Origin of the sequence: Bacillus sp. SORGH_AS_0510, from assembly GCF_030818775.1 — a bacterium.
Taxonomy (GTDB): Bacteria; Bacillota; Bacilli; order Bacillales; family Cytobacillaceae; genus Neobacillus.
This window is the reverse complement of sequence record NZ_JAUTAU010000001.1, coordinates 871360-894408: the sequence shown is the minus strand read 5'-3', so window position 1 is coordinate 894408 and position 23049 is coordinate 871360. Positions and strand designations below refer to the sequence as shown.

Sequence of the window (23049 nt, the reverse complement as noted above, 5' to 3'; positions counted from 1 at the left end):
TCAGCTACGGCATCGGTAACTTTCTCCGCTGCAGGGAAGGTGCTATCTGTCGTTTTCTTGTGAGTATAATAGTAGTTTCCATAGTAGGTATTTTGGTTATCTTCTTTTACATAAGTAATGTGAATCGTATCGTTTTTATCGACTTCAATTTGCGGTTCTTTGACCTCATCTGTGGCGCTCGTACCGCTCGCGATTGTTTTTACGACCCAAGTACCAGATTGGTTAGTAGCATAGTGAATTTCATATTTTCTAGGGTCGTTTGCATCGTTGAAGAGGTAGGCGATGTGGGCCTTTCCTTGTGAATCCACAGCAACACTAGGGCTGTACATGTTTTTCCAACCGTAAGGATCGGAATAAGCCTCGACGTTTTGGAAAGTCCAGCTGCCGTTTTTGTAGACGCCGTATTTAACGCCGCGATAACTTGTGGTGCCTGACCCTTGGTAAAACAAAAAGGCGGCATGAATATTTTCATTGCTGTCGACCGCAATATCTGACGGTCCGCTAAAACCTGTATCACCACTCGCACTCGTGGTGATTGCAGTGATTTCATTCCAGCTTTGGTTTGCCCATTTTTTCACCGCAATGGCTGTGCCATTTTTTACATGGGAGAGATATTGGTTCCCGCTTGGGCTGAATACGAGGTTACTGTAGGCCCAGGTATTTTGGGTAAATTCATGAATCGCACCTTCTTTGATTGTGCTGCTCACCGCATAGGCGCGTTGCGGGTTGATTGCCCCTGAGAAGGCAAGTTGTAGAAGTAGAATAAATGCAACAAGTGCTCGAAGATTAAATAATTTCAATAGTTTCTTCCATCCCTTCGTTATAAGTCGCTTTCTGTTGGAAAAAGTCACCTCCAAATATGATGGCAGCATTGGTAAAACGTTTACAAGTGTGACGTCCCTATATTCTATATCTAAGAATGTTTCATAGACTCGCTGTTTGCTAGATTCAGAAATAATCACAATTTGTAGAAAATTATACCAATGAAAGACAGGACTTTCAACATAGGAGAAAAGGTGGGGGACAGTCCCCCGTTGCACTAAAGCGCCGGGGGACTGTCCCCACCTAAATCCCTAGACGTGATTCGACAACAACAATCTACTATACTAATAGAAGAAATGGACGAGTCTAGCTTCATTTTTCATTACTATGACAAAGGGGCAACCTGAATGATAACAATTAAAGAATATCTCGTTAATGCCGCTATGATCATTTCCATCATCTACCTATCGAGTTTTATCCATAAACATCTGCTGGTGGACATGAAAAAAGGACTCAAAGCCCTCTTTTTCGCAGTTGTCGCCATCTTTACTGGCTGGTGCTCCATGTTCTTCGGGATTCACCTAAACGATTCCGTCATCTTCGACCTGCGATTCGTGCCTATTATTATCGCTGCCCTCCACTACCGCAATCCCCTTACCATTCTGACCATTGGGGTGGGAATAGGCCTGTTACGATTCTCCTTTGGAGTGAACATGGCGGCTATCGTTGGTTTCATGAATATGGCCGTTCTCTCTCTTGCTGCCATACTCCTTACTAGGATTTCAAAAAACTGGAGCCAATATAAAAAGGTACTATTCACGGTTCTTATGCTAAACCTGTTCAACACAGTCATTACGATGATTTTCGGGGTCATTTCCGTTAAAAACTACCTCCTTCTCATTCTGCCGACAGCATTGCCCATGAACATCCTGTTCAGCTTGCTGCTGCTTTGGATTGTAAAGGACTTAAAATATGAGTATCTACACAAAATTGAATTATGGAATCGGGCCAATAAAGACCCACTAACAAAGGCCTATAACCGAAGGGCATTCAAGCATTTTTATCAGGAATACGTTTTTGAGAAAAAAGAGACATACCCTTTGTCTCTGGCATTTATTGATATTGACCACTTCAAAAAAGTAAATGATACGTATGGCCACCTTGTAGGGGATATTATTTTAGAAAAGGTCAGCCGGCTTGTCGCTGAACACTTAAGAGATACGGACATTTTAGCCAGATACGGCGGTGAAGAGTTTGTCGTGATTCTGCCCACCTGCACAAAGGAACAGGGAATAAGTGTGATGGAAGGAATCCGTCAAACGATTGAAAACCATCCGTTCCCGGTCAACGACCTGACCATTCACATCACCCTATCCGTAGGCATGGCAAGCACAGAAACCACCGCGCCGAAACACCTGCTAAAAACAGCAGACGACGCCGTCTACAAAGCAAAAGAAAACGGCCGTAACTTGGTTCACTTTGGGGACAGTCCCCCGTTGCGCTAAAGCGCCGGGGGACTGTCCCCATTTTTTTAGTATAGGAACCTGCTACGAGGCACATGATAATGGTAAATAATTCATAAAAGGTGCCAAGATGGAAAATTACACTAATCAGAATACAGCCCGGCGGTATTTGGCCCATGTTAGTATTTTTGGGACAACACAGATCCATTTAAGAAATCCGTACATCATTGCTTGGTGGTCCGCCGCATTTCCAGGATTTGGCCACATGCTCCTATCCAAATATCTCCGAGGATATTTTCTATTCATTTGGGAAGTAGTGATTAACATCAAAGCCCATGTGAATCATGCCATGATTCTTTCTTTCCAGGGGAACACCGAGCTAGCTAAAGAGGTCTTGGACACAAGATGGCTCTTGATGTATATCCCCGTTTATTTATTTGGTATTTGGGATAGCTACCGAACCACCATAGATATGAACCGGGTATATGAATTAGCCAACAATGAGGGCCATCGATACAATAGTTATGCTCTCGGGGCACTAGAAATAAACTACCTAGACAAACGCAAGCCACTTCTTGCCGTGATGTGGTCAATGTTTATACCAGGATTAGGTCAGCTTTATATTCATAGGATTTTAACTGCTTTTTTTATTATCTTTTGGCTGGTCGTTTTCTTCTATTTCTCTCATATTCAAGAAGCGATCTCCCTTCTTTTTTTAGGAAAAATAAAAGAAGCTACCGCTGTCATTAAGCCGGAATGGCTTTTGTTTATTCCATCTCATTACGGGTTTTCCATTTTTGATGCTTATATTCACACCGTTGAAAATAATAAGCTTTTTGAAAAAGATCTGAGAAGTTTTTTGAAAGAAAACTACCAAAGCAAGAAGTTCCGTATATTAAAAGGTCAAAAGGTGCAGTGATACTTTGCAAATTTATTCCACATTTGAGACGACTGGTTTTCTGGAATTGGCCGTTACTACTTTAGAAAAAAAAGGGATTAAAAAGGAGAACATCTTCGCTGTTCCGCTTGATATCCGTACAGAGGAGCGAAAACTCTTTGATTCCCTTCACCGCTCCGATGGAACCACTTTAATCGATATCGGAATGGCATTAGGCACTGCCTGCTCCGTTGTTACCGCTAGTATTGGTTTTAAACTATCTTGGGGCCCTATCTATTGGGGACTAATCGGGGCAGCCGGGGGATTTCTGATTGGCCTTCTTATCCGAATTTTCATTGAAAAAGTTATTAAAAAACAAAAAAGACTGGCCAAAGGAATTTATTCCGAAATCATCCTCATTATCGAATGCGAAGAAACACAAGCCGAAGCAGTCGAAGGCATACTATGGGATAACTTCGCCATTGGGGTAGCGAAATTAAAATGAAACTTTTTGAGGGGACAGTCCCCCACTGCGCTAAAGCGCCGGGGGACTGTCCCCAAATTTATTATTCCTCTTCCTCTTCTCCTTCTTCCTCCTCATCGGTGCCCTCTTTCAACCGCTGGATTTCTTCCGTTAGCTGCTCGAAGGCATGAATGCGAAACTTAGCGCTAGCTATCAGGTCATCAATAATTTGGAGGAAGCTGTCATATTTAACACCGTTTTCACTACAGTCCTTGATCAGCCTTAGGAAGTCCTCTTCATATAGGTGGTATCTCTCATTAAACGTCTGATCATTCATCGTTAAAAAGTACTCTTCATCCACGACAAATTCATTAAAAACCTTTTTGGTTAACCGGCGCTTTGTTATTGCTATTTCCTCTTGATCCTTCTTATCCTTATAATGCTGGGCATCCTCATACTCAGAGCAAAGCGTAGCATATATTTTCTCCAGCAGTTCAGTCGGTTCTAAATACTTCAACTCCGCCATAAAAAGCCTCCAAAAAACCTCTTTACTCTATTTATTGCCAAACAGCGGACTTTCAACCCCCAAGATGGGGACAGTCCCCCGCCGCGTTAAAGCACCGGGGGACTGTCCCTCCAGTTTGTTCCACACAAACTCACAATAGTGGTCTCTACGAGGTTCAGGGAAGTAGGATAAAATTCTCTCCGTTGTGACAAGCGCATGTGGAGAATCATCTCCTGCCAAGAAAGCTGAATAACTGCTCCATGGGAATTCTTCGGGATATTGAACCATTTCGGCTTCTACTGGGTTCCAATGGATGTAGCGGCTTGCTTCGAGAAAATAATTAAGCGAATCAATGAGCCTAGCATCATAGCGCCCCTGAAAGAGATGGCCCACCAGTTCGTGACGTCTATTAAAATACATAGCATAACAGGTATTAAGCATTTTCATGATATCTTTTGGGTGATGGTCGATGGTTTCTAATAGAAGATGAATGTGGTTAGGCATGAGGCAATAGGCATGAAGGTTGAAAGGAAATTTACACCGGACTTTTTCAAGCAATTCCATATAGGTGAGACGATCGTCATCATCCATAAAAATCAGCTCTTTCCGATTACCACGATTCGTAATATGATACGTGGCACCTGGGATCCAAACACGGGGCTTTCTAGACAAACTATATACACCTCTACTTTCAAAGAATAGTTTTACCCTTACACAATTCGACACCTCTTTCCATTCTCCTTCTTAAAAGAAAAACAAAAATGGGGACAGTCCCCCGTTGCGCTAAAGCGCTGGGGGACTGTCCCCGTACTATTTATTTGCTCACTTCAAGGATGGCGTAAACTTTCAGTGCTTCGTATTCTTCTGGTGTTAAACGCTGCATTACGGTTGCTTTGATTTCAGCTTTTTTCTCAGGAGTAACGCCGCCCTTTGCTGCATTCGCATAACTCATTAGCTCGTTCATCGTGAATTTTGACAACAAGAATGACATCACTTGATCTCTAGATGTAAACTTCAACTTCGAACTAGAAGAAGTAGTTTTTCCTCCATTAGATTTAGTTGATGTCCCTGATTTTTGGCTTGTCGTTTTCTTTACTTCAGTCGTCGTATTGCTTTTAGATGCATTAGATGCAATAAGCGGGGAATTCTCCGTAGATTCCACTGAATACTTCGATAGTATTTGCTCCTTCTTATCCGCTCCAACCTCGTCCTCGATCATTTGCTGAATGCCAGGTTCTGTTAAAAGGGCTTGAATATCTTCCTTGGGTATTTGTTTCGAAACCTCTTCTACCACTTTTTCAGACGCCAGATTCATCACTACTTGATAGCCTACGAGGCCAAGCATAAGTAACACAAGCAACGGCATCCCTAGCTTAAATCTTTTCAACTTCCAAAAAGGTTTCTTTATTGCATTACGGTGGTTACTCCCCACCTTTTTGTAATATTGACCGTCATCATCAATAAAATAACGAACCTTAAACAAATTAAACGGAGTACGAATTTCTCTCATTCTAATTTTCATTATGACTATCCCCAATAAAATAAATATCAATTTTTGCACACAATATACTATATTTTCTTTCCATTTACATAAAAAGTCAATAAAAAAATGGGGACAGTCCCCCGTTGCGCTAAAGCGCTGGGGGACTGTCCCCAAAAAACATTACAATGGTGGCAGATCGATTTTTCCTTCTTCAAACAGTACTTTCAACATGTGTTTGGTGTAGCCGGCTGCCTGCGCGAAGGTAATATTCGCCGGCATTGGCGCTTCCTCCGCATCTACCAACACATCAATGATACAAGGCTTCTTCTGCTTCACGGCCTCTTGAAATGCCGGAAGCAACTCTTCGGGACGCTCGACACGGTAGCCAACCCCACCACACGCCTCCGCATATTTTGCAAAGTTTGGATTATGAAGCTCAGTTCCAAATTCGATATTCCCCATAACCTCTTGCTCAAACTTGATCATCGCAATCTTATGGTTGTTTAACACCACAACAACAATGGGAAGCTGATACTTCACTGCTGTGACAAAATCATTCATCGTCATACCAAACCCACCATCACCGCAAATCGCAAATACCTGTTTATCGGGATATGCAATCTGTCCGGCAAGCGCCCCCGGGAGGCCGCATCCAAGCGTTGCCAACCAACTCGAGATAATCATTTTCTGTTGGGTCATATGGAAATGGCGAGCCATCCACACCGTCACATTTCCAACATCCACCGACAAAACCGCATCCTCCGTCGCCACCTGCTGCAAGGCACGAATCACCCTCTGTGGCTTAATTGGAACAGACTCCTCTTCTTCCTGTTTTTCCAAACGGCTCCACCAGTGCTGCATCGTCTCCTGACACGCATCTAAAAAATCACAATTCTCATTCCCACGAACATTTTCCAACAGCCAATCGAGTGTCAATCCCGCGTCACCAGCTAGCCCCACATCAACAGGATACCGCTTCCCAATTTGATAGGGATCGATATCAATTTGAATCGTTCTTGCATTGTCCGGTAAAAAGCCCGTGAACGGGAACGATGTCCCAATCATCAGGAGCAGATCCGTATCCTGCATCGCTTCATAGGCAGCCTTTGTTCCAATCAATCCGAGTCCGCCTAAACAATAGGGATGTTTATCGGGAATGGCCCCTTTGCCTGGTAAAGTGAGGACAATAGGAGCGGCAATTTTTTCAGCAAATCCTAACAGCGTCTCCCGAATGCCATGCGTTCCTCTTCCTGCAAGAATCACAGGTCTTTCCGCATCATTTATTAATTCCTTCGCCCTCTGTAAATCTTCTTTTAACGGTAGAATTTCCTGCTTGGCTGTAAAACTAGATGTCACCCGTGCTTCATTTCCCACCTCAAACCGTGGAATATCATCTGGGATTGTTAGAACAGCCACCCCTTTTCGGGCATAAGCCGTCCGAATCGCTTGGTTCACCACTGCCGGGAGCTGTTCAGCAGACATTATCCGCTGATTGTAAACGGCCACATCATCAAACATCCGCTCAAGGTTAACCTCCTGGAAGGAATCCGTTCCTAATAAATCTGACTCAACCTGTCCAGTCAGGGCTAGTACCGGTACCCTGTCAAGCTTTGCATCATATAGACCATTTAAAAGGTGAATGGCGCCAGGCCCCGCAATGGCAGTACAAACCCCAAGCTTCCCTGTCAACTTCGCATAGGAAGCAGCAGCAAGCGCTCCCGCTTCTTCATGGCGAACCTGGATAAACTTAATCTTGTCCTGTGCTTTACGGAGCGGCTCAATAATCGAATTAATCGAATCCCCCGGCATCCCATAAATATGATCCACACCCCACTCAATCAAAAGCTCAATTAACTTCTCCCCAGCAGTCGGCTTAAACAATGTAAAAACCCCTTTTCACAAATAATACTAGTAGTTTGATTCATACATTGGAAAAATATGTACAAAAAAAAGGAAGGGGGACAGTCCCCCGCTGCGTTAAAGCGCCGGGGGACTGTCCCCAAACCTTATCGAACTAGATACACAACACCATCGCTTTGGGTAACCTGGAAAGTCAGGTCATCCTCCGCACGAAGCACACTTGCAGAGTCCTTGTACTTATCTGAATGAAAGGATAGGCCGTATTCGTTATTCTCCGGATACCCGTATAAATAGCAAATCACTTTTCCGCCCTTCATAAACACAATCTGGTCCATTCCTTCGTTAACCGTTTCGCTGATTCGATCCCACTTATATCCTACCGTTTTATAGATTGATTCTTTCGACGTATAAGGTGGAAAGGAATAAGCGACATCCCAGTCAAAAGGCGTGACCCCTTTCAAATTAATACTCTCAACGGACGGTCCAATCGATAGAACTTTCTCTTTCATCAAATCTTCGTTTTTATCCCAAACATCTTTAAAAAATATAACTTTGGCAGCCCCGGCGATCAGAACCAAAGTCATAATCACTAGTAACACTTTAACTTTCTTCATCCCCTGCTCCTCCGCGTCCTTACTAAAACACATTTGACCCCATTATCCTTTAGACCTTATCATCACTTCACATATACAATTATCTAAAGAGTCATCTGGAAATGATGGCATGTAATATCTAAACCGCCTTTAAGGTAAAAACGGTGAGCATCGTGTCTATGGACACCTGAATCGAGGTGAAATTGCTCACAGCCCTGGATTTGGGCTTGTTCGATCAGCCAATTCCAAAGGGTTTTCGCATACCCTTTGCGACGGCTTACCTCATCAGTAATCAAATCATCCACATAAAAATACTTACCCCAGGCGAGAGATTCAGTCACCCGATATCCCGCTGCCGCCTTCACCTCATTATCTTCAATAACCGCAACTAAGTGATATCCGTTTGTCGCTTGCATGCGTTTGATTTTAATTAAAAAATCATCTTCGCCTAAGTGTGGCCGGAGTTGCTTAACCGTGCAAAAACGCCGACATAATTTCTGCATCTGTTTTCATAAGCTTTACAATTGCATTCATCTTTTACCCTCTTTACATTTATCTCTTATCTACCAAACTACATATTCCACAACATGCCAATAAACCCCTTCTTTTGCGGGGACAGTCCCCCGCTGCGCTAAAGCGCCGGGGGACTGTCCCCACAATAGAAAAAGGCCCCTGTAAAAGGAGCCTTCCGTTATACTTATTTACTTTTTAATAGTAGAGATATAATGTTTTACGACTTCATACACATATTCCTGATTGGCTTCCGCCGTGTTAGGATTGTAGACACCGCCATTTGTTTTATTGTTTGATAGAATGCGAATTCCTAAAAAGGCTACGCCATAAGCATCAGCAATCTGTGCAGCGGCTGCCCCTTCCATTTCTTCTACAGATGTACCGTATTTTGTATGGAACCATTTAATACGATCCACCTCATTATTCCACACATCTGCTGAACCGATTGTACCCTCGACTACTTTCCCCTTCGTGTAAGTATCTTTTACAGCATTAGCAGCTGCGAGTAAATCCTTATCACCCTCGTAGTAGCGGATTTTTTCTGCGTTTGGATCGGATCCACTTCCTTCGGATGCCATTAAGTCCATCGGGACCCATTGGGAAGGATCCATTCCCTCGCTTTCCTTCTTACTTTCTGTTTTTAAGGAACCGATGTTTGTCGTTCTTTTTCCTAAAACAATATCAAATACGTTTAAATTCGGATCATGTCCGCCAGATGTACCCTGGTTGATGATGGCGATTGGGTTGAATTTTTCAATCGCTAACGCTGTAGCCGCAGCAGTATTTTCCATGCCCTTGCCTGTTTTTGCAACAATAACAGGATAATGACCGATCTTTCCTTTATAAAAAACAAAAGTTCCCGACTTTTCCACTTTCACATTTTCTAACCTCTGAGCAAACTTTTCAGCCTCTATTGGCATAGGGCCTTCAATGAGGATTGGCCTCTGGGTAGCCTCTACTTTCGTCCCCTTTACAAAAAAGGTCTGGTAACTTGCAAGTGCAACTAATACCAGGGCACAAATACTGGCTATAGAAATCAGCCTTTTTACCGTTTTGTTCTTCATCCGTACTCTCCCCTTTTCTCTTGTTGTTTGCTATACTCGGGTATTTTCCAAACCAAACAAAAAGGTCTAGAAAGGCAGATTGCTTCTACCCTCTAGACCCACAAAGTCAAAGTATACATATAATGAAGCATCAGAATGTTTTGATGCCTATTATAAAATGACAACGGCTAAAAACCGAATAATGCCAAATACTTCAACTCGTAGTCTGGTTCTTTCATTGGGAACCAGGTAGAAACGCTCAGACCATATTACCGAGTATATACGAGTAAAAAACTTATTAGATGATTACTTTGATAATATAGCAAAACCATCAAAACCCATCAACCCTAAATACGTATATTAATCCAAATTACCTATATAATGTTCGTGTTTATTTGATGTTGTGGGGACAGTCCCCCGTTGCGCTAAAGCGCCGGGGGACTGTCCCCACAAAAACATGAAACCCTACTTAATTTTATTCGTATCATAACTAAAGTGAATGTAAGAAAGGAGTTAGGTATGAAGAAAAAGAAACATTTTTTTCTAATTATTGCGGTCTCAATACTATTAAGTGCATGCTCATTTTTAGGTGAAGTGAATGATTCGATTGACTACGTAAATCAAGCCACTGACCATATTAATAAATTAAATACCTTTGCTGAAGAAGCCCCTCAATTGATCCAAAGTGCTGCCACTGATTTAGCGGTTCAGAAAGAACTTGAAATTAAATTGGTCAACCTTAAACAGGATATAGAAACCTTTATCAATATCAACGATGTCCCTTCTATAGCAAAAGACATACATCAAGAGTTAGTTGTAAAAAATGAACAACTGCTCGATGAAATCAATCAAGTGTTACAAAACGGCCATTTGGTATTGGATAAGTTAGAAAACTCACAAATTTTTGCAACGCTAAATGAAGTAACCAATTTATTAAATAGAATTGAAAACCTTGGTCAATAAACACTTAAAGGCTTCCTTATCTTACCTCAGCCCGCACAAAAATAATCAATGATACATCTTATTACAAAAAAGTGGATTAACCCCCATGCCAAAAGGGTATTTGAAGTGTAATAAGATGAATGGGGGTGGGAAAATGAAAAAAGAAGACCTTCTAGACCTAATTACCGAGAGTAATGGCGAAGTGAAAATATCTTCTTTTTCAACATCTGAAGAGTGCGAAGACGTCATTCAGTTAGCTAAAACGTTAGAGAGTGAAGGAAAAATCGTCTTGTTAGAGTATTGTATGGAACAGGAGCCCCTTGCCGTATCACTAAAGACAAAGCAAATGACATGATTGTAAAATGTAAAATGGCCACCAGGATTTTCCTAGTGGCTTTTTTTATCAAAAAGAACTCTCTACCGATCTAGTTTCACAATCTCAGCCATTCTGTTTGGCCGCTCAAAGATTAAATCTCTCAATAAAAAAGACCCCAGCATACTGTAAACCGTTCCATTACCACCGTACCCTAGCAAGTAATAGATTCGATTTTTGGAAGGGTGCTTCCCTATAAAAGGAAGATTATCAATGGATTCGCCAAAGAGGGCTCCCCATGCATAACCAATTCTAATATCCAACATCGGGAACAGCTTCTCCACTTCCCGTTTCAGTTGATGCGCCCGGTTCTCAATCCATTCTTCACTTGGTGCCGTCTTCGGTTGGTCCTCATCTAAACCTCCAGCAATAATCCGTCCATCTGCCGTAGTCCTTAAATATAAATAAGGCCGGTTGGTTTCCCAAATCAGCGCCCGGTTCTCCCACGCGGAGAGATCATCAATTGGCTCTGTTGCGATCGCATACGAACGGTTAAGTTCCAGACGGTTTTTCACTAATAATTGCGGGTCATCATAACCAGTGGCGAATATAACGTGTTTTCCATTGAAACGGCCTAGGGAAGTACGGACTTCAACACCAGCCTCGGTTTCCGCAACATCACGAACATCTACATTTTCAAATAAATGGACGTTTTTCTTGTTCAGATAATCAATGATTCCACGGTTCAATTGAAAAGGATTGACCTCAGCGTCACCGTTCATCATAAGCGCAGCCGGCTTGGAGAAAGGAAAATGGTTTTCTATATCCGCTTGGGTCCAATAGTCGACTTTAAAACCGTTTTTGGCTAATACTTCGTATTCCTGTTTGATTTTTTGGATATGTGAGTCTTTACTGGCAAAATAAAGACTTTTCCTTCGGATAAAATCACTCGGTAGATCTAATGTTTCCGAAACGGCTTCCAGTTCATTGACGGCTTCCAGGCATTTTTTATAAAAAAGCACCGCTTTTTCTTCACCGATTTGTTCAATCAGTTCATGAAGCATGATATCATTGGAGAATTGCAGTAAACCCGTGTTGGCCAGCGTGCTCCCTTCCCCCATCTTGCCTTTATCAACAACGGCTATTTTCAGCCCTTCCTTTTCCAGGGTATAGGCATTCAAGGCACCAGACATTCCACCACCGATAATGATGACATCGTAGTCGTCATCCGTGTCTCGCCTAGGAATCTGCAGCTCCTTTTCTTCCGTCGTCTCCCAGAATAATTGTCCTTTATGTAAATTCATCAAAGCCCCACCTAACATGCAGATTTTACTTTGATAATTACCCAAACTTTCCAAAGCAGAAACACAAAAGTGGGGGACAGTCCCCCACTGCGCTAAAGCGCCGGGGGACTGTCCCCAATAATCAATCCCATCAATGTAGCAAACTGAATAGCCTGTTGTGAGGATACTTTGCAGCCCACTAGTTTTTCCATGGAAACAGTGATTGTATCAAAGGTAGAGGAACTAATATCGATTCCTTTTAAGGACGTTTGATCAAAGTTTGCTCCGTCTAGCTGACAATACTGGTAATCCACTTTCTTAAGCTTACAATCGTAGAAATCGGTATTTCTTAAGGAAACATCCTGAAAAACAACCTTCTCTAGCTTCGCATTTCCGAAGGTGGCCAAATTTAACACCGAATTCGTAAATCTCACATTTCCGAAGCTCGACTCGGTAAAATTGACACCAACCAGCTTGCAATTTTTAAACTCCACACGATGAATGGACGCCTTACTCAAATTGACATTCGAAAAATCACAGTTTTCAAAACTAACGTCCGTAAAATCGCCGTTCTCGAAATCAGTTTGGTTGAACCGGCAATTTTTCACGACCGCATTCAATAATCGCACACGATCAACCACTTCATTTTCAAACACTGAATCAACAATGGTGCACATTTCTAAGATGGAATCTTCTTCATAAAAAATATCGTGGAACTTCTTGGGTGTTAAATCAGGTGAAATCCTAGGTGAATCAATTTTCATACAAGCACCTCTTTTTCAAAACTAGTTAATAAATTGAATGGACTTAGCCAGTTTTACCACATCGTCACTACTTTTTCCACCCGTAATCGTGTAGATATATTCATCGCTTACAATCATTACTTGAGGAGTACCGTGTTGATTGGCCGGATTAATTAAGAGGGCATCGTGATTTTCGATGATTAACAACGTGCTGAACCCGGAATACCTTTTTACTAACGAATGATAGCTCAGTTTGGCAGAACCTCTTTTATTAATAGCTGTTTCAATAGTGAAGGATTTGAATCCCCCCCCATTAACGGGGTAAGTCACACTCCCTAGGACGCGGCCTTGATCTTTCCTTGCACCAATCTCTGGTTCCCCTGTTATTATTGATGGAAAAAGAACGCGCGCATCCGACGGGATGACGGCTTCTTCTGTCAAAAAGAACTCCTTCTTTCCGATTAGACCTTCGACCATATTTTGTTCCTCTCTAGTAAAAGTAACCGATACATCCCTGTTTTGCAGCTGTGACTGCTCAAGTGTGCGGGTTCCTTTTGAAAAAGAACCTTGAAGCGTATCGCTGTCACGGAAATCTTCCTGTTTGACTAGAACAAAAGCTATTAGTAAAATTGCTGCGGCGACAACCAATCTTAAAGGAACAACAAATACACTACGGAGCCTGTCTTTTTTCGAAATCTTATGTAAATCCCGTACCAAACGCTCCTTTAAGACAACATTTTGAGCATTTTTCCAAACAATTTCCGCTTCTAAATGAGATAGCTCGGTGTCCAGTATACTTCTATATGGTTTCTTCAAGCAGATGGCCCTCCTTTAACAATTGCTTTTCTAATGCAGGGAGTGCTCGAAAAAGAGTCGACTTGACCTTACTTTCAGACCACCCCAATACATCGGCCGTTTCCTCAATCGAAAATCCTTTGATTTTCCTCAAAATAATGACTTCCCTATAGGAGTCTTTGATGGACCCTAAAGCTTTGTATAATTCATAGGCACTTTCCTTCATTTGAATCTGATCTTCAGGTAGCGGCTCAGGGTCCTTCTTAAACAAAAACGCTTCCTTCAATAGCACGATTGGCTTACGTTTTCGGATAAAATCAATGGTCAGATTATGAGCAATACTGTAAAGCCATGTTTTCGGATTGGATTGCCGCTTAAAGGAATCATAATGAACATAGGCCTTTAAAAAGACCTCATGACGCAGGTCCTCCGCTTGCTGATAATCTTGTATCATCATCAAAATATATTTAAAAATTGATTCGTTAAACTCCTCGTACCACTTCAAAATTTCCCTATCTCTACAATCCGACACCTTCATCCCCCTTTTATAGAACTTCGATGTTTAGACGTTTAACTCTATGAAAAGTTTTATAGAATCAGAAAAAATTGGGGGACAGTCCCCCACTGCGCTAAAGCGCCGGGGGACTGTCCCCGAAAAATAAAAACGTTGTCGAGGCTTTTTCGGATTTTCCGCTATTATTCTCTAAATTATATTAAAATTTCTCGGGAAATGACATTTTTCACCATCGTAAATGGGGACAGTCCCCCGCTGCGCTAAAGCGCCGGGGGACTGTCCCCATCCAATTAATCTATCCTATCTAACCACTCATTTATATGAGAGTTAAACAAAGCTTCTTGCTCTATATGCAAATTATGGCCTGCTTGATCTAAGACGGCAAAGGTGGCCCGCGGGTAGTTATCAAGTAGCTTGAAGGCATCTTGATATCCCACAACAGAGTCTTGCTTTCCTAGAAGAAAAACACTAGGGTGATTAAATGAAATACAATCCACATTAAATGTGAATCCGTAATTCTTCTTAATGACCGCTAAGAATTTTTCATCTGCAATGGCACAACCACTGGATACTTCCTTTTTGTACCGCTTCCACTTATTCTCATCCAGTACCACATTAATCGCACAAAAATCATCTTTATCTTCTTTGCTTAATTGGCCCAAGAATTCCTTATCTTCAAAAAGAACGACATGTTCTGGTAAGGTTCTATTCTCCATTTCTGGTACAATCATTGGACAAATAAAAGCAACACCATCGACCATTTTCTTTCGCTTTGCGATGACCCCGCGAGATATATACCCACCATAAGATTGACCAGCAAGTAAAAAGTTTTGATTCGGAATAATGGTATCAATAAATTGAATCACAACATCTAGCATGTCATCTGAACACTGGATGGATTCATGCCCTTTCGTATGCCCCATCCCCGGTAGGTCTATATAAATCCTTTTATACCCTTCTCTTTTCGTAAAAATAGGTTCCATACAACCTATCATTAATCTAGAATCAGGACCGAAACCATGAATTAAGACAACCGGCTTTCCTTCACCAAATATTTCATAGTTCATCGCTATATCGCCAACCAGACACTTAGGCATCCTTATCCCCCCGCTGATTTCTTTGGGGGGACAGTCCCCCACTGCGCTGAAGCGCCGGGGGACTGTCCCCTTAATTATGTATCATTTCATTCGCCATTTTGATGAGTTCCTTCTGCTGCTTATCTTTCGAAATGTCCCCGTTCCAGTAGACAATATTATAAGAGACATCTTCGAATTGGAAGTACAGGGCATTCCCTTTGTATTCCCCTTCAACACCCTCATCTAGTTTGATTTCCGTCACGTTTTTTAACGTGTTCTCAATAACAGGATGCCCCGCATCAATTTTAAACTGCATGTTGGCGTTTTGCTCTTTAGGCTTAGCGAAAAATGTCGCCCTTAACTGCGTTCCATCATGCTTGAAATCCCGTATGTTGAACCCATATTGTTCCACTTTAAATGGGATATTATCGGGCATTTTCATATCAAAAGGAAGTGCCTTCCTCCCTACTTTTAGCGACGGGGCATTATAAAGAATCGGCAGTCCCTTCGCTTGCTCCTTCGTCGTATGTTCATACTCCACTTTCTCCAACTTAGACGTATCCAGCTTTCCAGTATGATTAGCCCCGCACCCAGTCAAGACAGTCAAAAACAAAACCGAACCTATTATACTCTTCCTCATCACTAGCCCTCTCTCTACCAAACTAACATCCTCACTATATTCTCTGCCCATATGGTAAAATCCTCCTAGAAACGCAAGAATGGGGACAGTCCCCCGCTGCGCTAAAGCGCCGGGGGACTGTCCCCATTCAATCATTATTTCCCACAACATTTCTTATATTTCTTCCCGCTTCCACAAGGGCACGGATCATTGCGGCCTACTTTTTTGTTTTCATCATCTGATGATAATGGTAGCAAGTGCTTCTTTTCTTCTTGTCCCAGTTCAGAAGGCGCATATCCTTTTAATGACCACATGCGCGTCTGGTTATAAACTTCCATCGCATGTGCAGTTATTTCTTGTACAAACTCAAAGGTTGGAAACTCCAATCGGGAATTTAAATACTTTATCATCATCGATGGATGATCATCCATATTGAGAATATTAATTATTTCCATGGCCAAATCTTCTGTTTCAAGACGGGTTAAATCATAATGCTCTAAGAGGAAACCCAGGAACTTTTCCATAGCAGGAGTTCGATCAATATAACCGGGCTCTCCTGCTTTTAGCAATTGTTCCTTTGTAAAAGGATAAAAGTCTATACTCGACCGCTTGTTATGTTCCTCGATAATTTCATCCGTCTCAAATACTCGGTCATCTTTTAAACTAACCCCATTGGATGAAAATCTTGCTTGCTCATAATAGTCACTTGCAATAGAAATCACATTTAAGTAATCCACAACATCGATTTCTTGCATAGTCAACCTACGAATTCTCTCTAGAATTTTCGCCGTATCCATAACCCCGTAATAATAAAGCATCCCATGAGTGAGTCGGATCCACTCGGTATTCCGGCGAATAACAGTTTTCAGTTCAGGTCCATCTATTTTTGAAAAAAGCTCCATGAGTTCAGAAGGCATGGTTAGGAACTTCTGATCCTTCTCAACAACTGGAAAAATAATCCCCCACTCCATGAGTACTACAATCTTTGAAATAGGAAACTCTCTATTCGAAATGGTAGATCTACCATTCCTAACAATTTCATGAATGAGATCGTACCGCTCTTTATCTAGAGTTAATAGAATGTTTTCGAGATGAATAGGGATCAATCGAGCCAGTTCGCTAGCCAAAGCACCCTTATTGAGTGAACTCATCCCTTTAAGTTCCAATTTTTTTCGAATATCATCCAATTCCGCCTTCTTAAGTAAGTTTAAGACATCAATAAGGTTACAAGGCGTTTTGATTTCTTTCCAAAGTTGCTTTTCTCGTTTGATTGGCATCTGTCGGCTATGTGCCTTTGCATTATGTAACGCACTAAGTAAAGCGTCTTGTGTTTTTTTATCAATCTGTGTATCAATCATTTGAAATCCTTCTTTCTTGCTGTAATGCATTCTAGTTTGCTATAAATCTAAAGATATATTATTAATATAAAAAACTGATAGACCCAACTTTGTACAAGCTGGGCCTTTCCATCCACAGGAACAGTTCTCGTAGTTCATACTAAACACCTCGGAAAGGTCAAAAACCACCAGAACCGCCTCTATGGCCATCCTATCTGTTAATTAAAACATATTATTCCTCCCTATTCAAAGGAAATTAAAGGTTGGGGACAGTCCCCCACTGCGCTAAAGCGCCGGGGGACTGTCCCCACAAATTATATATTCTCAAAAAACACAATCCTATTCCCAAACGGGTCCCCAATGCGAACCTCCCGTGTTTTCAATGGAGTGGTTTCGATGCCAGGCCGAGCATATTTGTAATTCTTTAATATCAGGTCAGAATGAAGTTCTTTAAGATTCTCTACTTCAATCCTGATTGCACCACCAGGACAGGCATCTTCGTAATGCTCGGATAGATGCAGCACACAAGTTCCATTCGTTACCTGCATATACAGAGGGAAATCCTCTTCAAATCGATGCTCCCAATCTACTTGAAACCCCAAAAAGTTCAGATAAAATTCTCTTGCCTTCTCCTCATCAAAGATACGAAAAATAGGCACAGGACTTTTCATAGTAAAATTAGATGTGTTCATTATAGTCATCCCTTCAAACCCATATAAAATAGATAGGCAGACAAGAGCCGCAATATCACCGCAGTAAAGCGCCGGGGGACTGTCCCCACAAATGACCTACCCTTTTAACCAAACTCCTAAAAAACTCACGGTGGTTAAGGACCATAACAAGATTTGAAAATAGGCCCTTTTCTTTTGATTCCCTATCCTCCTAGATACAACAAAATCAAAGATTCCTATTATAGTTAATATAACAGCAACCCATAGTGTTCCGTTCACTATTAACCTCCTCCTCCGCTTATCTCAATCTTGTACATTATGTATAATCAGGAACCAACAGTGCCCCTTCAAAAGATTTTCTTAAAATAATAATTTCTCCTTAAATTTGGAAAATCCTTCTCTTACGAACTTAAACCGTAAGTAAGACTCAGATCTAGTTCATTTTAACAACTTAGAAATCAACTCAGCATTCTGCCTCTCATTAACATCTGATCCATTTATAAAAAAAGGCATTAATCCTCCCGGATCAACGCATCCTTCATCAAATTATAAATTATTATTTTTTGAGTAATTCTCCAAGTCCTTCTCAATCACATCATTGCTAACCTTTTGTTCTTCATCTTCAACATTTAGATGCTTTGAAATTAATTTTAGTTGATATTTAATCGTCGAAAGGCTAAAAACAACATATATCATAAATAAGAGTAAGACAATCCAAAATATTGAATTCTCCTCCCTTTTGTATAGATTAGGTATGGTTAAATTTCACTGTAACCACCATGCTAACCTGCCCTGCTACAAATACAAAAATGGCGCTAATCTTTACTCAGATCAACGCCCTATTAGTTTCGTGCATCCCTATTTATTTCCTATAAAGTCGGGCCATGTGAATTCATCCCATGTTCTGGCGGATACTCCTCCATCTTAGCCTTATAACTTTCGTCCGGCGGAGTCGACCCAGATTTCCGATCAAAATACAATGCAATTCCAACCAATAAAAACACAGGCGTCAGAATATAGATCCAAATCATGAAAACACCCCCATCATTTAGATTATGCATCTGCACGAACACAGAACTCAGTAATTAAACCAATAAATGCCCTACAAAATAACTTTAACATATTATTCCAATTACATATACACTTTTCTATTTTTTTGGGGACAGTCCCCCGTTGCGCTAAAGCGCCGGGGGACTGTCCCTCTTAAAATGCTGGCGGAGTCACGGAAAATAGGATCACTGCATTTTTTTCAAAGTGATTTTCCCATTTGTGCTTCATATAAGCTGGTATTTTGACACTGTCCCCAGCTTCTAATGTGTATTGCTCCTCTTCCAAAAACACCTTTATTCTCCCCTCTAATACAAACGCAACTTCTTCCCCTTTGTGTTCCAATAACTTCTCGGACGAGGCGGTTTGAGGTGGAACATTCATAATCGCAGTGGCCAATGTGCCAGTAAAATCAGGTGACACAAGCTCATACGATAGGTTTTCGACCACCATTTTTTTACGTTCCTGCGCACGAACCACTAAATCTTCGGTCCGTGTTTCTTCAAGTAAAAAACTAAAGGTCGGGACATCCAAGGCTTTCGCTAACACCTTTAGCGTCTGTATCGAAGGATTAGCCAACCCACGTTCAATCTGACTTAACATGGAAGGGGTAATCTCAGCTATCTTCGCCAATTCTCTACTGCTTAACCCCTTGACCCTTCTATATTTCTCCACTTTTTTACCAATATCTATATTCTCCATACCAAACCTTGCTCCTTAAAATTAAAAATAATTTAATTTTATTAAATATAAATAAACAACCAAACCGAATTATGTTAAACTACATTTAATATTCGTTAAATCATATTTTATCAGATGGCGGTCAGTTAACAAGTCAGTAAGGGGTGGAGAAGATGAATGATTTCTTAACATTTTTAGTTCTTTCATTATTTGTGGTCATGAGCCCAGGGATCGACACTGCGCTTATTACAAAGAGGACCATTTCTGACGGAAGAAAAGATGGCTATCAAATGGCTCTAGGTATTACATCCGGCTCGCTGGTGCATACATTTGCTGCCGCCTATGGGCTTTCCGCTATTCTGATGCAGTCTGCCGTTGCCTTTGAAATCGTTAAATATGTGGGGGCCATCTACTTGATCTACCTTGGATTCTCTTCTTTCCTTTCTAGGAAAAAGAAGAATGAAACCGATGTGGAACACCAACATCGTTCAGAAACCACGAAGAAATCCGCGTTCAAACAAGGTCTTTTATCGAACATACTCAATCCCAAGGTGGCTATGTTCTTCTTAACCTTTTTACCCCAATTCATAAAAACTGGAGAAAACGCCACACAACAATTTATTACCATGGGAGTCATTTACACACTGCTATCCATTACCTGGTTTTTCATCTATGTCTTCTTCATTAACTACCTGCGCGAATGGCTGATGTCAGCAAAAGTACAAAGGACCATGGACAAAGCAACAGGCCTCGTCCTTATAGGATTTGGACTAAAATTAGCCTTGGATAAACAACAATAGAGGGACAGTCCCCCGTTGCGCTAAAGCGCCGGGGGACTGTCCCTCTTCTTACACGAGCCCTTTTTTAAACCAAAATACAAATTTCTTTATTATATATAAAAGGATTATATTAGTTAAGACACTCATGAACCAGTTCCACTTTGAATAATGGACTAATGTACTATATTTTTCGATGAATAATGTGTAGGTTGCAATGGCCATGGAGTAGAGGAGAAAATGCACAAGAATTCTTAGATTACCTTTTCCCAAGGGATAAAAGAGAACAAAAAACACGCAAAACGTTGGGTAGACAAAATAGTGAAGAGAAAAGCTCATTTTTGTCGCAACTTCAAATTCTCTAAATGGGAATTCTACCAGCCCTAGCACCACTTGAAGATACTCATAAATCCAGGCGATCGTTGAAGCAAATAAAAAGGTAATATGTGCCTCTCTCTTCCTTTCAATCGTTACATATTTCACCAATAAAAATCCGCATATGATCCAGGAAAGCACGAGAATAAGGATTTCAATTTTCATATGTTTTCAACCTTAAGCAATCTCTTTTTAAACCACGAATAATACTTATGATTTAAAAATAATGAAACCATTACGGTAATTAAGGTCCAATACCATTTCCATTCATGATATTCCACCAGTGTGGTATACCGTTCAAGTAGGACTTCGCAAATCGTGAAGAAACCAGTAAAGGATAAATAGTAGATCAGCGCTCCTTTCGGTTTCACCTTAGCTGGATAATACAAACTAAAAAACACCGCAACAATAGGGAAAAGGAAGAATTCAAAGGAGAAGCTTGTCCGGTTGTACTGGTTAACATATGGGAATAACTGTGTCGGGTACTCAATCCACCCTTTTTCGACTACATATAAGCCAGCCGGCCAAGTGATGACTTGAAGAAAGGAAAATAAAACCCAGGCGTCTCTTGCTTTACTCCTGGGGATCAATTTGAACAGTGCAATAATGCAAAGAGAGGAAAAACCTATAAGAATCCATCTTTCCATATTCATACGCGTCACCCTAGCCCAATTTATGGCTATATTATGTTTCGCTGAGCAAAAATTATACGGGGTCAGTCCCCCGGCGCGTTAAAGCGGCGGGGGACTGTCCCCATATTTTTTATTTATTTACCTCGTTATACCATTTCGCAGCCGCTTCGACTTCTTGGAGTGTTAATTGATGCCCGCGGTTTTCCCAATGCATCTCTACATTCGCTTTGGCCTTTTCTAATAATGATTGCAGTTCTTCCGATTCCTGCGGCGGGCAAATCGGATCATTGGTCCCCGCTGCAATAAATACGGATTTACCTGTTAAATCCGGAAGCTCCACGCCTCTTCTCGGTACCATCGGATGATGAAGAATCGCTCCCTTTAAGGCATGCTGATAGTGAAACAACAGGCTTGCTGCGATATTCGCCCCATTCGAGTAGCCAACAGCTACCACGTTATTCCGGTCAAACCCATACTTTTCTGCTGCTTCATCAAGAAACGCATGTAATTCCTTGGTTCGAAAAATAAGATCCTCCTCATCGAATACGCCCTCTGCCAATCTTTTAAAAAAGCGAGGCATCCCATTTTCCAACACATTCCCACGAACACTTAAGACAGAGGCTTCATCATCGATCATTCCAGCCAACGGCAACAGGTCTAACTCATTGCCCCCTGTTCCATGAAGCAATAATAACGTTGGTTTTGTTGGATCCTGCCCCTTATTGAATATATGTTTCATCAGTTATCTCCCTCCGGAATGCGAACCTCTACAGACGGTAATTCGCCTTCCAATTCTTTTCTTTTTGGCTCCAGCCAAGGCGGGAGCATCAGTCTTTTTCCAAGCTCCTCGACCGGTTCATCCACCGCAAACCCTGGTGAGTCAGTGGCTATTTCAAAGAGTATCCCGCCTGCTTCGTGAAAATAAAGAGCTTTGAAATAGTTCCGGTCCAGAATCTCAGTAGGATAATACTCTTTTTCTAAAAGAAGCGCTCGCCACCGTTGATGCTCCGCCTCATCCTTCGCTCTCCACGCGATATGATGAACCGTTCCTGCCCCCATTAGCCCGCGGACAGTAGGCGTGAGCTGAATATCTATCTTGTTTCCAATAGTTCCATCAGAAGTAAATCGTAAAAATCCCATCTCCTGCCCCACACACTCTAACCCCAGCACATTTTCGAGGACATCCGCCGTTTTATGTGGTTGGGCAGAATACAGAACCGCGCCGCCAAATCCTTTAATTGCATGTTCTGCACCCACGCCACCAAAGGTCCACATACTGCTAGGCCCTTCCTCACGTTCGACCAGCTCAAGCTTCAGTCCGTCAGGGTCGTTGAAGGTTAACAACGTCTCACCAAAACGGCTAGCAGAAGCATACTCAACTCCAAATTCCTGTAATCTTTTTTCCCAAAAAGAAACGGAGCCCTTTGGAATCACATAGCTGGTTACCCCCACCTGCCCCGTTCCGATTCGGCCTTTCAACTGTTTTTCCCATGGGAAAAATGTAATCACCGTTCCCGGCTGACCGGTTTCATTCCCAAAATAAAGGTGGTAGACTTCGGGACGATCAAAATTAATTGTTTTTTTCACGAGCCTTAATCCTAGTACGCCCGCATAAAAATCAATCGTTCGCTGAGCATCATTGACCATCGCTGAAATATGATGAATTCCCGCTGTTTTTAGCAT

Annotated in this window: 27 protein-coding genes, 1 pseudogene and 1 riboswitch; of the genes and pseudogenes, 6 read left to right on the top strand and 22 right to left on the bottom strand. The window is 41.7% G+C overall.

What is annotated here, in order from left to right; all coding sequences use genetic code 11:
- Positions 1-199: 199 nt before the first annotated feature.
- The gene (locus tag QE429_RS04890) at positions 200-517 is read right to left on the bottom strand and encodes a hypothetical protein (RefSeq protein ID WP_307284670.1); all 318 of its coding nucleotides are present in this window, start codon (positions 515-517) and stop codon (positions 200-202) included.
- Positions 518-1169: 652 nt separating this feature from the next.
- On the opposite strand from QE429_RS04890, the gene QE429_RS04885 reads away from it, so the two are divergent.
- The 3 genes from QE429_RS04885 to QE429_RS04875 all read left to right on the top strand — a co-directional run bounded on the left by QE429_RS04885 (position 1170) and on the right by QE429_RS04875 (position 3607).
- Positions 1170-2267 carry a GGDEF domain-containing protein gene (locus QE429_RS04885; protein ID WP_307284666.1) on the top strand — a complete coding sequence of 366 codons (1098 nt, stop codon included), beginning with the start codon at positions 1170-1172 and terminating at the stop codon, positions 2265-2267.
- An 88-nt stretch (positions 2268-2355) separates the two neighbouring features.
- A complete protein-coding gene (locus QE429_RS04880) occupies positions 2356-3144 on the top strand; it encodes a hypothetical protein (RefSeq protein ID WP_307284663.1) in 789 nt (262 codons plus the stop codon).
- A gap of 4 nt (positions 3145-3148) precedes the next feature.
- Positions 3149-3607, top strand: a complete 459-nt coding sequence (locus QE429_RS04875) for a hypothetical protein (protein WP_307284660.1) — start codon at positions 3149-3151, stop codon at positions 3605-3607.
- A gap of 61 nt (positions 3608-3668) precedes the next feature.
- On the opposite strand, the gene QE429_RS04870 is transcribed toward QE429_RS04875, so the two are convergent.
- The 7 genes and pseudogenes from QE429_RS04870 to QE429_RS04840 form a co-directional block, all read right to left on the bottom strand.
- A complete protein-coding gene (locus QE429_RS04870) occupies positions 3669-4091 on the bottom strand; it encodes a hypothetical protein (protein ID WP_307284658.1) in 423 nt (140 codons plus the stop codon).
- A gap of 27 nt (positions 4092-4118) precedes the next feature.
- Positions 4119-4742, bottom strand: coding sequence for a transposase (locus QE429_RS04865; protein ID WP_307284656.1), 624 nt, complete (start codon positions 4740-4742; stop codon positions 4119-4121).
- A gap of 142 nt (positions 4743-4884) precedes the next feature.
- Positions 4885-5592 carry a hypothetical protein gene (locus tag QE429_RS04860; RefSeq protein WP_307284654.1) on the bottom strand — a complete coding sequence of 236 codons (708 nt, stop codon included), beginning with the start codon at positions 5590-5592 and terminating at the stop codon, positions 4885-4887.
- 141 nt (positions 5593-5733) lie between these two features.
- On the bottom strand, positions 5734-7434 hold the full coding sequence (locus tag QE429_RS04855; protein WP_307284653.1) for a pyruvate oxidase: 1701 nt from the start codon (positions 7432-7434) through the stop codon (positions 5734-5736).
- Positions 7435-7559: 125 nt separating this feature from the next.
- Positions 7560-8027: a hypothetical protein gene (locus QE429_RS04850; protein WP_307284651.1), complete on the bottom strand. Its 468-nt coding sequence runs from the start codon at positions 8025-8027 to the stop codon at positions 7560-7562.
- A gap of 83 nt (positions 8028-8110) precedes the next feature.
- Positions 8111-8509, bottom strand: coding sequence for a GNAT family N-acetyltransferase (locus tag QE429_RS04845; RefSeq protein ID WP_307284649.1), 399 nt, complete (start codon positions 8507-8509; stop codon positions 8111-8113).
- 198 nt (positions 8510-8707) lie between these two features.
- A pseudogene (locus QE429_RS04840) lies at positions 8708-9466 on the bottom strand (5'-methylthioadenosine/S-adenosylhomocysteine nucleosidase); the annotation flags it as partial.
- A gap of 298 nt (positions 9467-9764) precedes the next feature.
- A riboswitch (purine riboswitch) is annotated at positions 9765-9868 on the bottom strand.
- A gap of 213 nt (positions 9869-10081) precedes the next feature.
- On the opposite strand from QE429_RS04840, the gene QE429_RS04835 reads away from it, so the two are divergent.
- Positions 10082-10525 carry a DUF6376 family protein gene (locus tag QE429_RS04835; RefSeq protein ID WP_307284644.1) on the top strand — a complete coding sequence of 148 codons (444 nt, stop codon included), beginning with the start codon at positions 10082-10084 and terminating at the stop codon, positions 10523-10525.
- 133 nt (positions 10526-10658) lie between these two features.
- Positions 10659-10859 carry a hypothetical protein gene (locus QE429_RS04830; protein ID WP_307284640.1) on the top strand — a complete coding sequence of 67 codons (201 nt, stop codon included), beginning with the start codon at positions 10659-10661 and terminating at the stop codon, positions 10857-10859.
- 62 nt (positions 10860-10921) lie between these two features.
- Here QE429_RS04830 and QE429_RS04825 read toward each other — a convergent pair whose 3' ends face one another.
- The 10 genes from QE429_RS04825 to QE429_RS04780 form a co-directional block, all read right to left on the bottom strand.
- Entirely contained in the window at positions 10922-12121 is a 1200-nt protein-coding gene (locus QE429_RS04825) for an NAD(P)/FAD-dependent oxidoreductase (protein ID WP_307284638.1), read from the bottom strand.
- 92 nt (positions 12122-12213) lie between these two features.
- Positions 12214-12864 carry a pentapeptide repeat-containing protein gene (locus QE429_RS04820; RefSeq protein WP_307284637.1) on the bottom strand — a complete coding sequence of 217 codons (651 nt, stop codon included), beginning with the start codon at positions 12862-12864 and terminating at the stop codon, positions 12214-12216.
- A gap of 21 nt (positions 12865-12885) precedes the next feature.
- Complete coding sequence (locus QE429_RS04815) at positions 12886-13659, bottom strand: hypothetical protein (protein WP_307284634.1); 774 nt, start codon at positions 13657-13659, stop codon at positions 12886-12888.
- Positions 13643-14176 carry an RNA polymerase sigma factor gene (locus QE429_RS04810; protein ID WP_373463175.1) on the bottom strand — a complete coding sequence of 178 codons (534 nt, stop codon included), beginning with the start codon at positions 14174-14176 and terminating at the stop codon, positions 13643-13645. Before QE429_RS04810 ends, QE429_RS04815 begins: the two co-directional genes overlap by 17 nt.
- Before the next feature lie 266 nt (positions 14177-14442).
- Complete coding sequence (locus QE429_RS04805) at positions 14443-15249, bottom strand: alpha/beta fold hydrolase (RefSeq protein WP_307284631.1); 807 nt, start codon at positions 15247-15249, stop codon at positions 14443-14445.
- Positions 15250-15319: 70 nt separating this feature from the next.
- Positions 15320-15919, bottom strand: coding sequence for a hypothetical protein (locus QE429_RS04800; protein ID WP_307284628.1), 600 nt, complete (start codon positions 15917-15919; stop codon positions 15320-15322).
- Positions 15920-16002: 83 nt separating this feature from the next.
- Positions 16003-17205, bottom strand: coding sequence for a YecA family protein (locus tag QE429_RS04795; RefSeq protein WP_307284626.1), 1203 nt, complete (start codon positions 17203-17205; stop codon positions 16003-16005).
- Between the two features lie 293 nt (positions 17206-17498).
- The gene (locus tag QE429_RS04790; RefSeq protein ID WP_307284625.1) at positions 17499-17876 is read right to left on the bottom strand and encodes a glyoxalase superfamily protein; all 378 of its coding nucleotides are present in this window, start codon (positions 17874-17876) and stop codon (positions 17499-17501) included.
- 848 nt (positions 17877-18724) lie between these two features.
- Complete coding sequence (locus QE429_RS04785; protein WP_307284623.1) at positions 18725-18886, bottom strand: hypothetical protein; 162 nt, start codon at positions 18884-18886, stop codon at positions 18725-18727.
- A 172-nt stretch (positions 18887-19058) separates the two neighbouring features.
- Positions 19059-19604, bottom strand: a complete 546-nt coding sequence (locus tag QE429_RS04780; protein ID WP_307284621.1) for a cupin domain-containing protein — start codon at positions 19602-19604, stop codon at positions 19059-19061.
- A 152-nt stretch (positions 19605-19756) separates the two neighbouring features.
- Between QE429_RS04780 and QE429_RS04775 the strand changes: the two genes are divergently transcribed.
- Entirely contained in the window at positions 19757-20383 is a 627-nt protein-coding gene (locus QE429_RS04775; RefSeq protein ID WP_307284619.1) for a LysE family translocator, read from the top strand.
- Between the two features lie 48 nt (positions 20384-20431).
- On the opposite strand, the gene QE429_RS04770 is transcribed toward QE429_RS04775, so the two are convergent.
- The 4 genes from QE429_RS04770 to QE429_RS04755 all read right to left on the bottom strand — a co-directional run bounded on the left by QE429_RS04770 (position 20432) and on the right by QE429_RS04755 (position 23049).
- Entirely contained in the window at positions 20432-20899 is a 468-nt protein-coding gene (locus tag QE429_RS04770) for a CBO0543 family protein (RefSeq protein ID WP_307284618.1), read from the bottom strand.
- Positions 20896-21387 (bottom strand): CBO0543 family protein, encoded by a 492-nt coding sequence (locus tag QE429_RS04765; RefSeq protein WP_307284616.1) that lies wholly within the window; start codon positions 21385-21387, stop codon positions 20896-20898. The genes QE429_RS04770 and QE429_RS04765 overlap by 4 nt, the downstream gene beginning before the upstream one ends.
- A 109-nt stretch (positions 21388-21496) precedes the next feature.
- Positions 21497-22105 (bottom strand): alpha/beta hydrolase, encoded by a 609-nt coding sequence (locus QE429_RS04760; RefSeq protein ID WP_307284614.1) that lies wholly within the window; start codon positions 22103-22105, stop codon positions 21497-21499.
- On the bottom strand, positions 22105-23049 hold the full coding sequence (locus tag QE429_RS04755) for a ring-cleaving dioxygenase (RefSeq protein ID WP_307284613.1): 945 nt from the start codon (positions 23047-23049) through the stop codon (positions 22105-22107). The genes QE429_RS04760 and QE429_RS04755 overlap by 1 nt, the downstream gene beginning before the upstream one ends.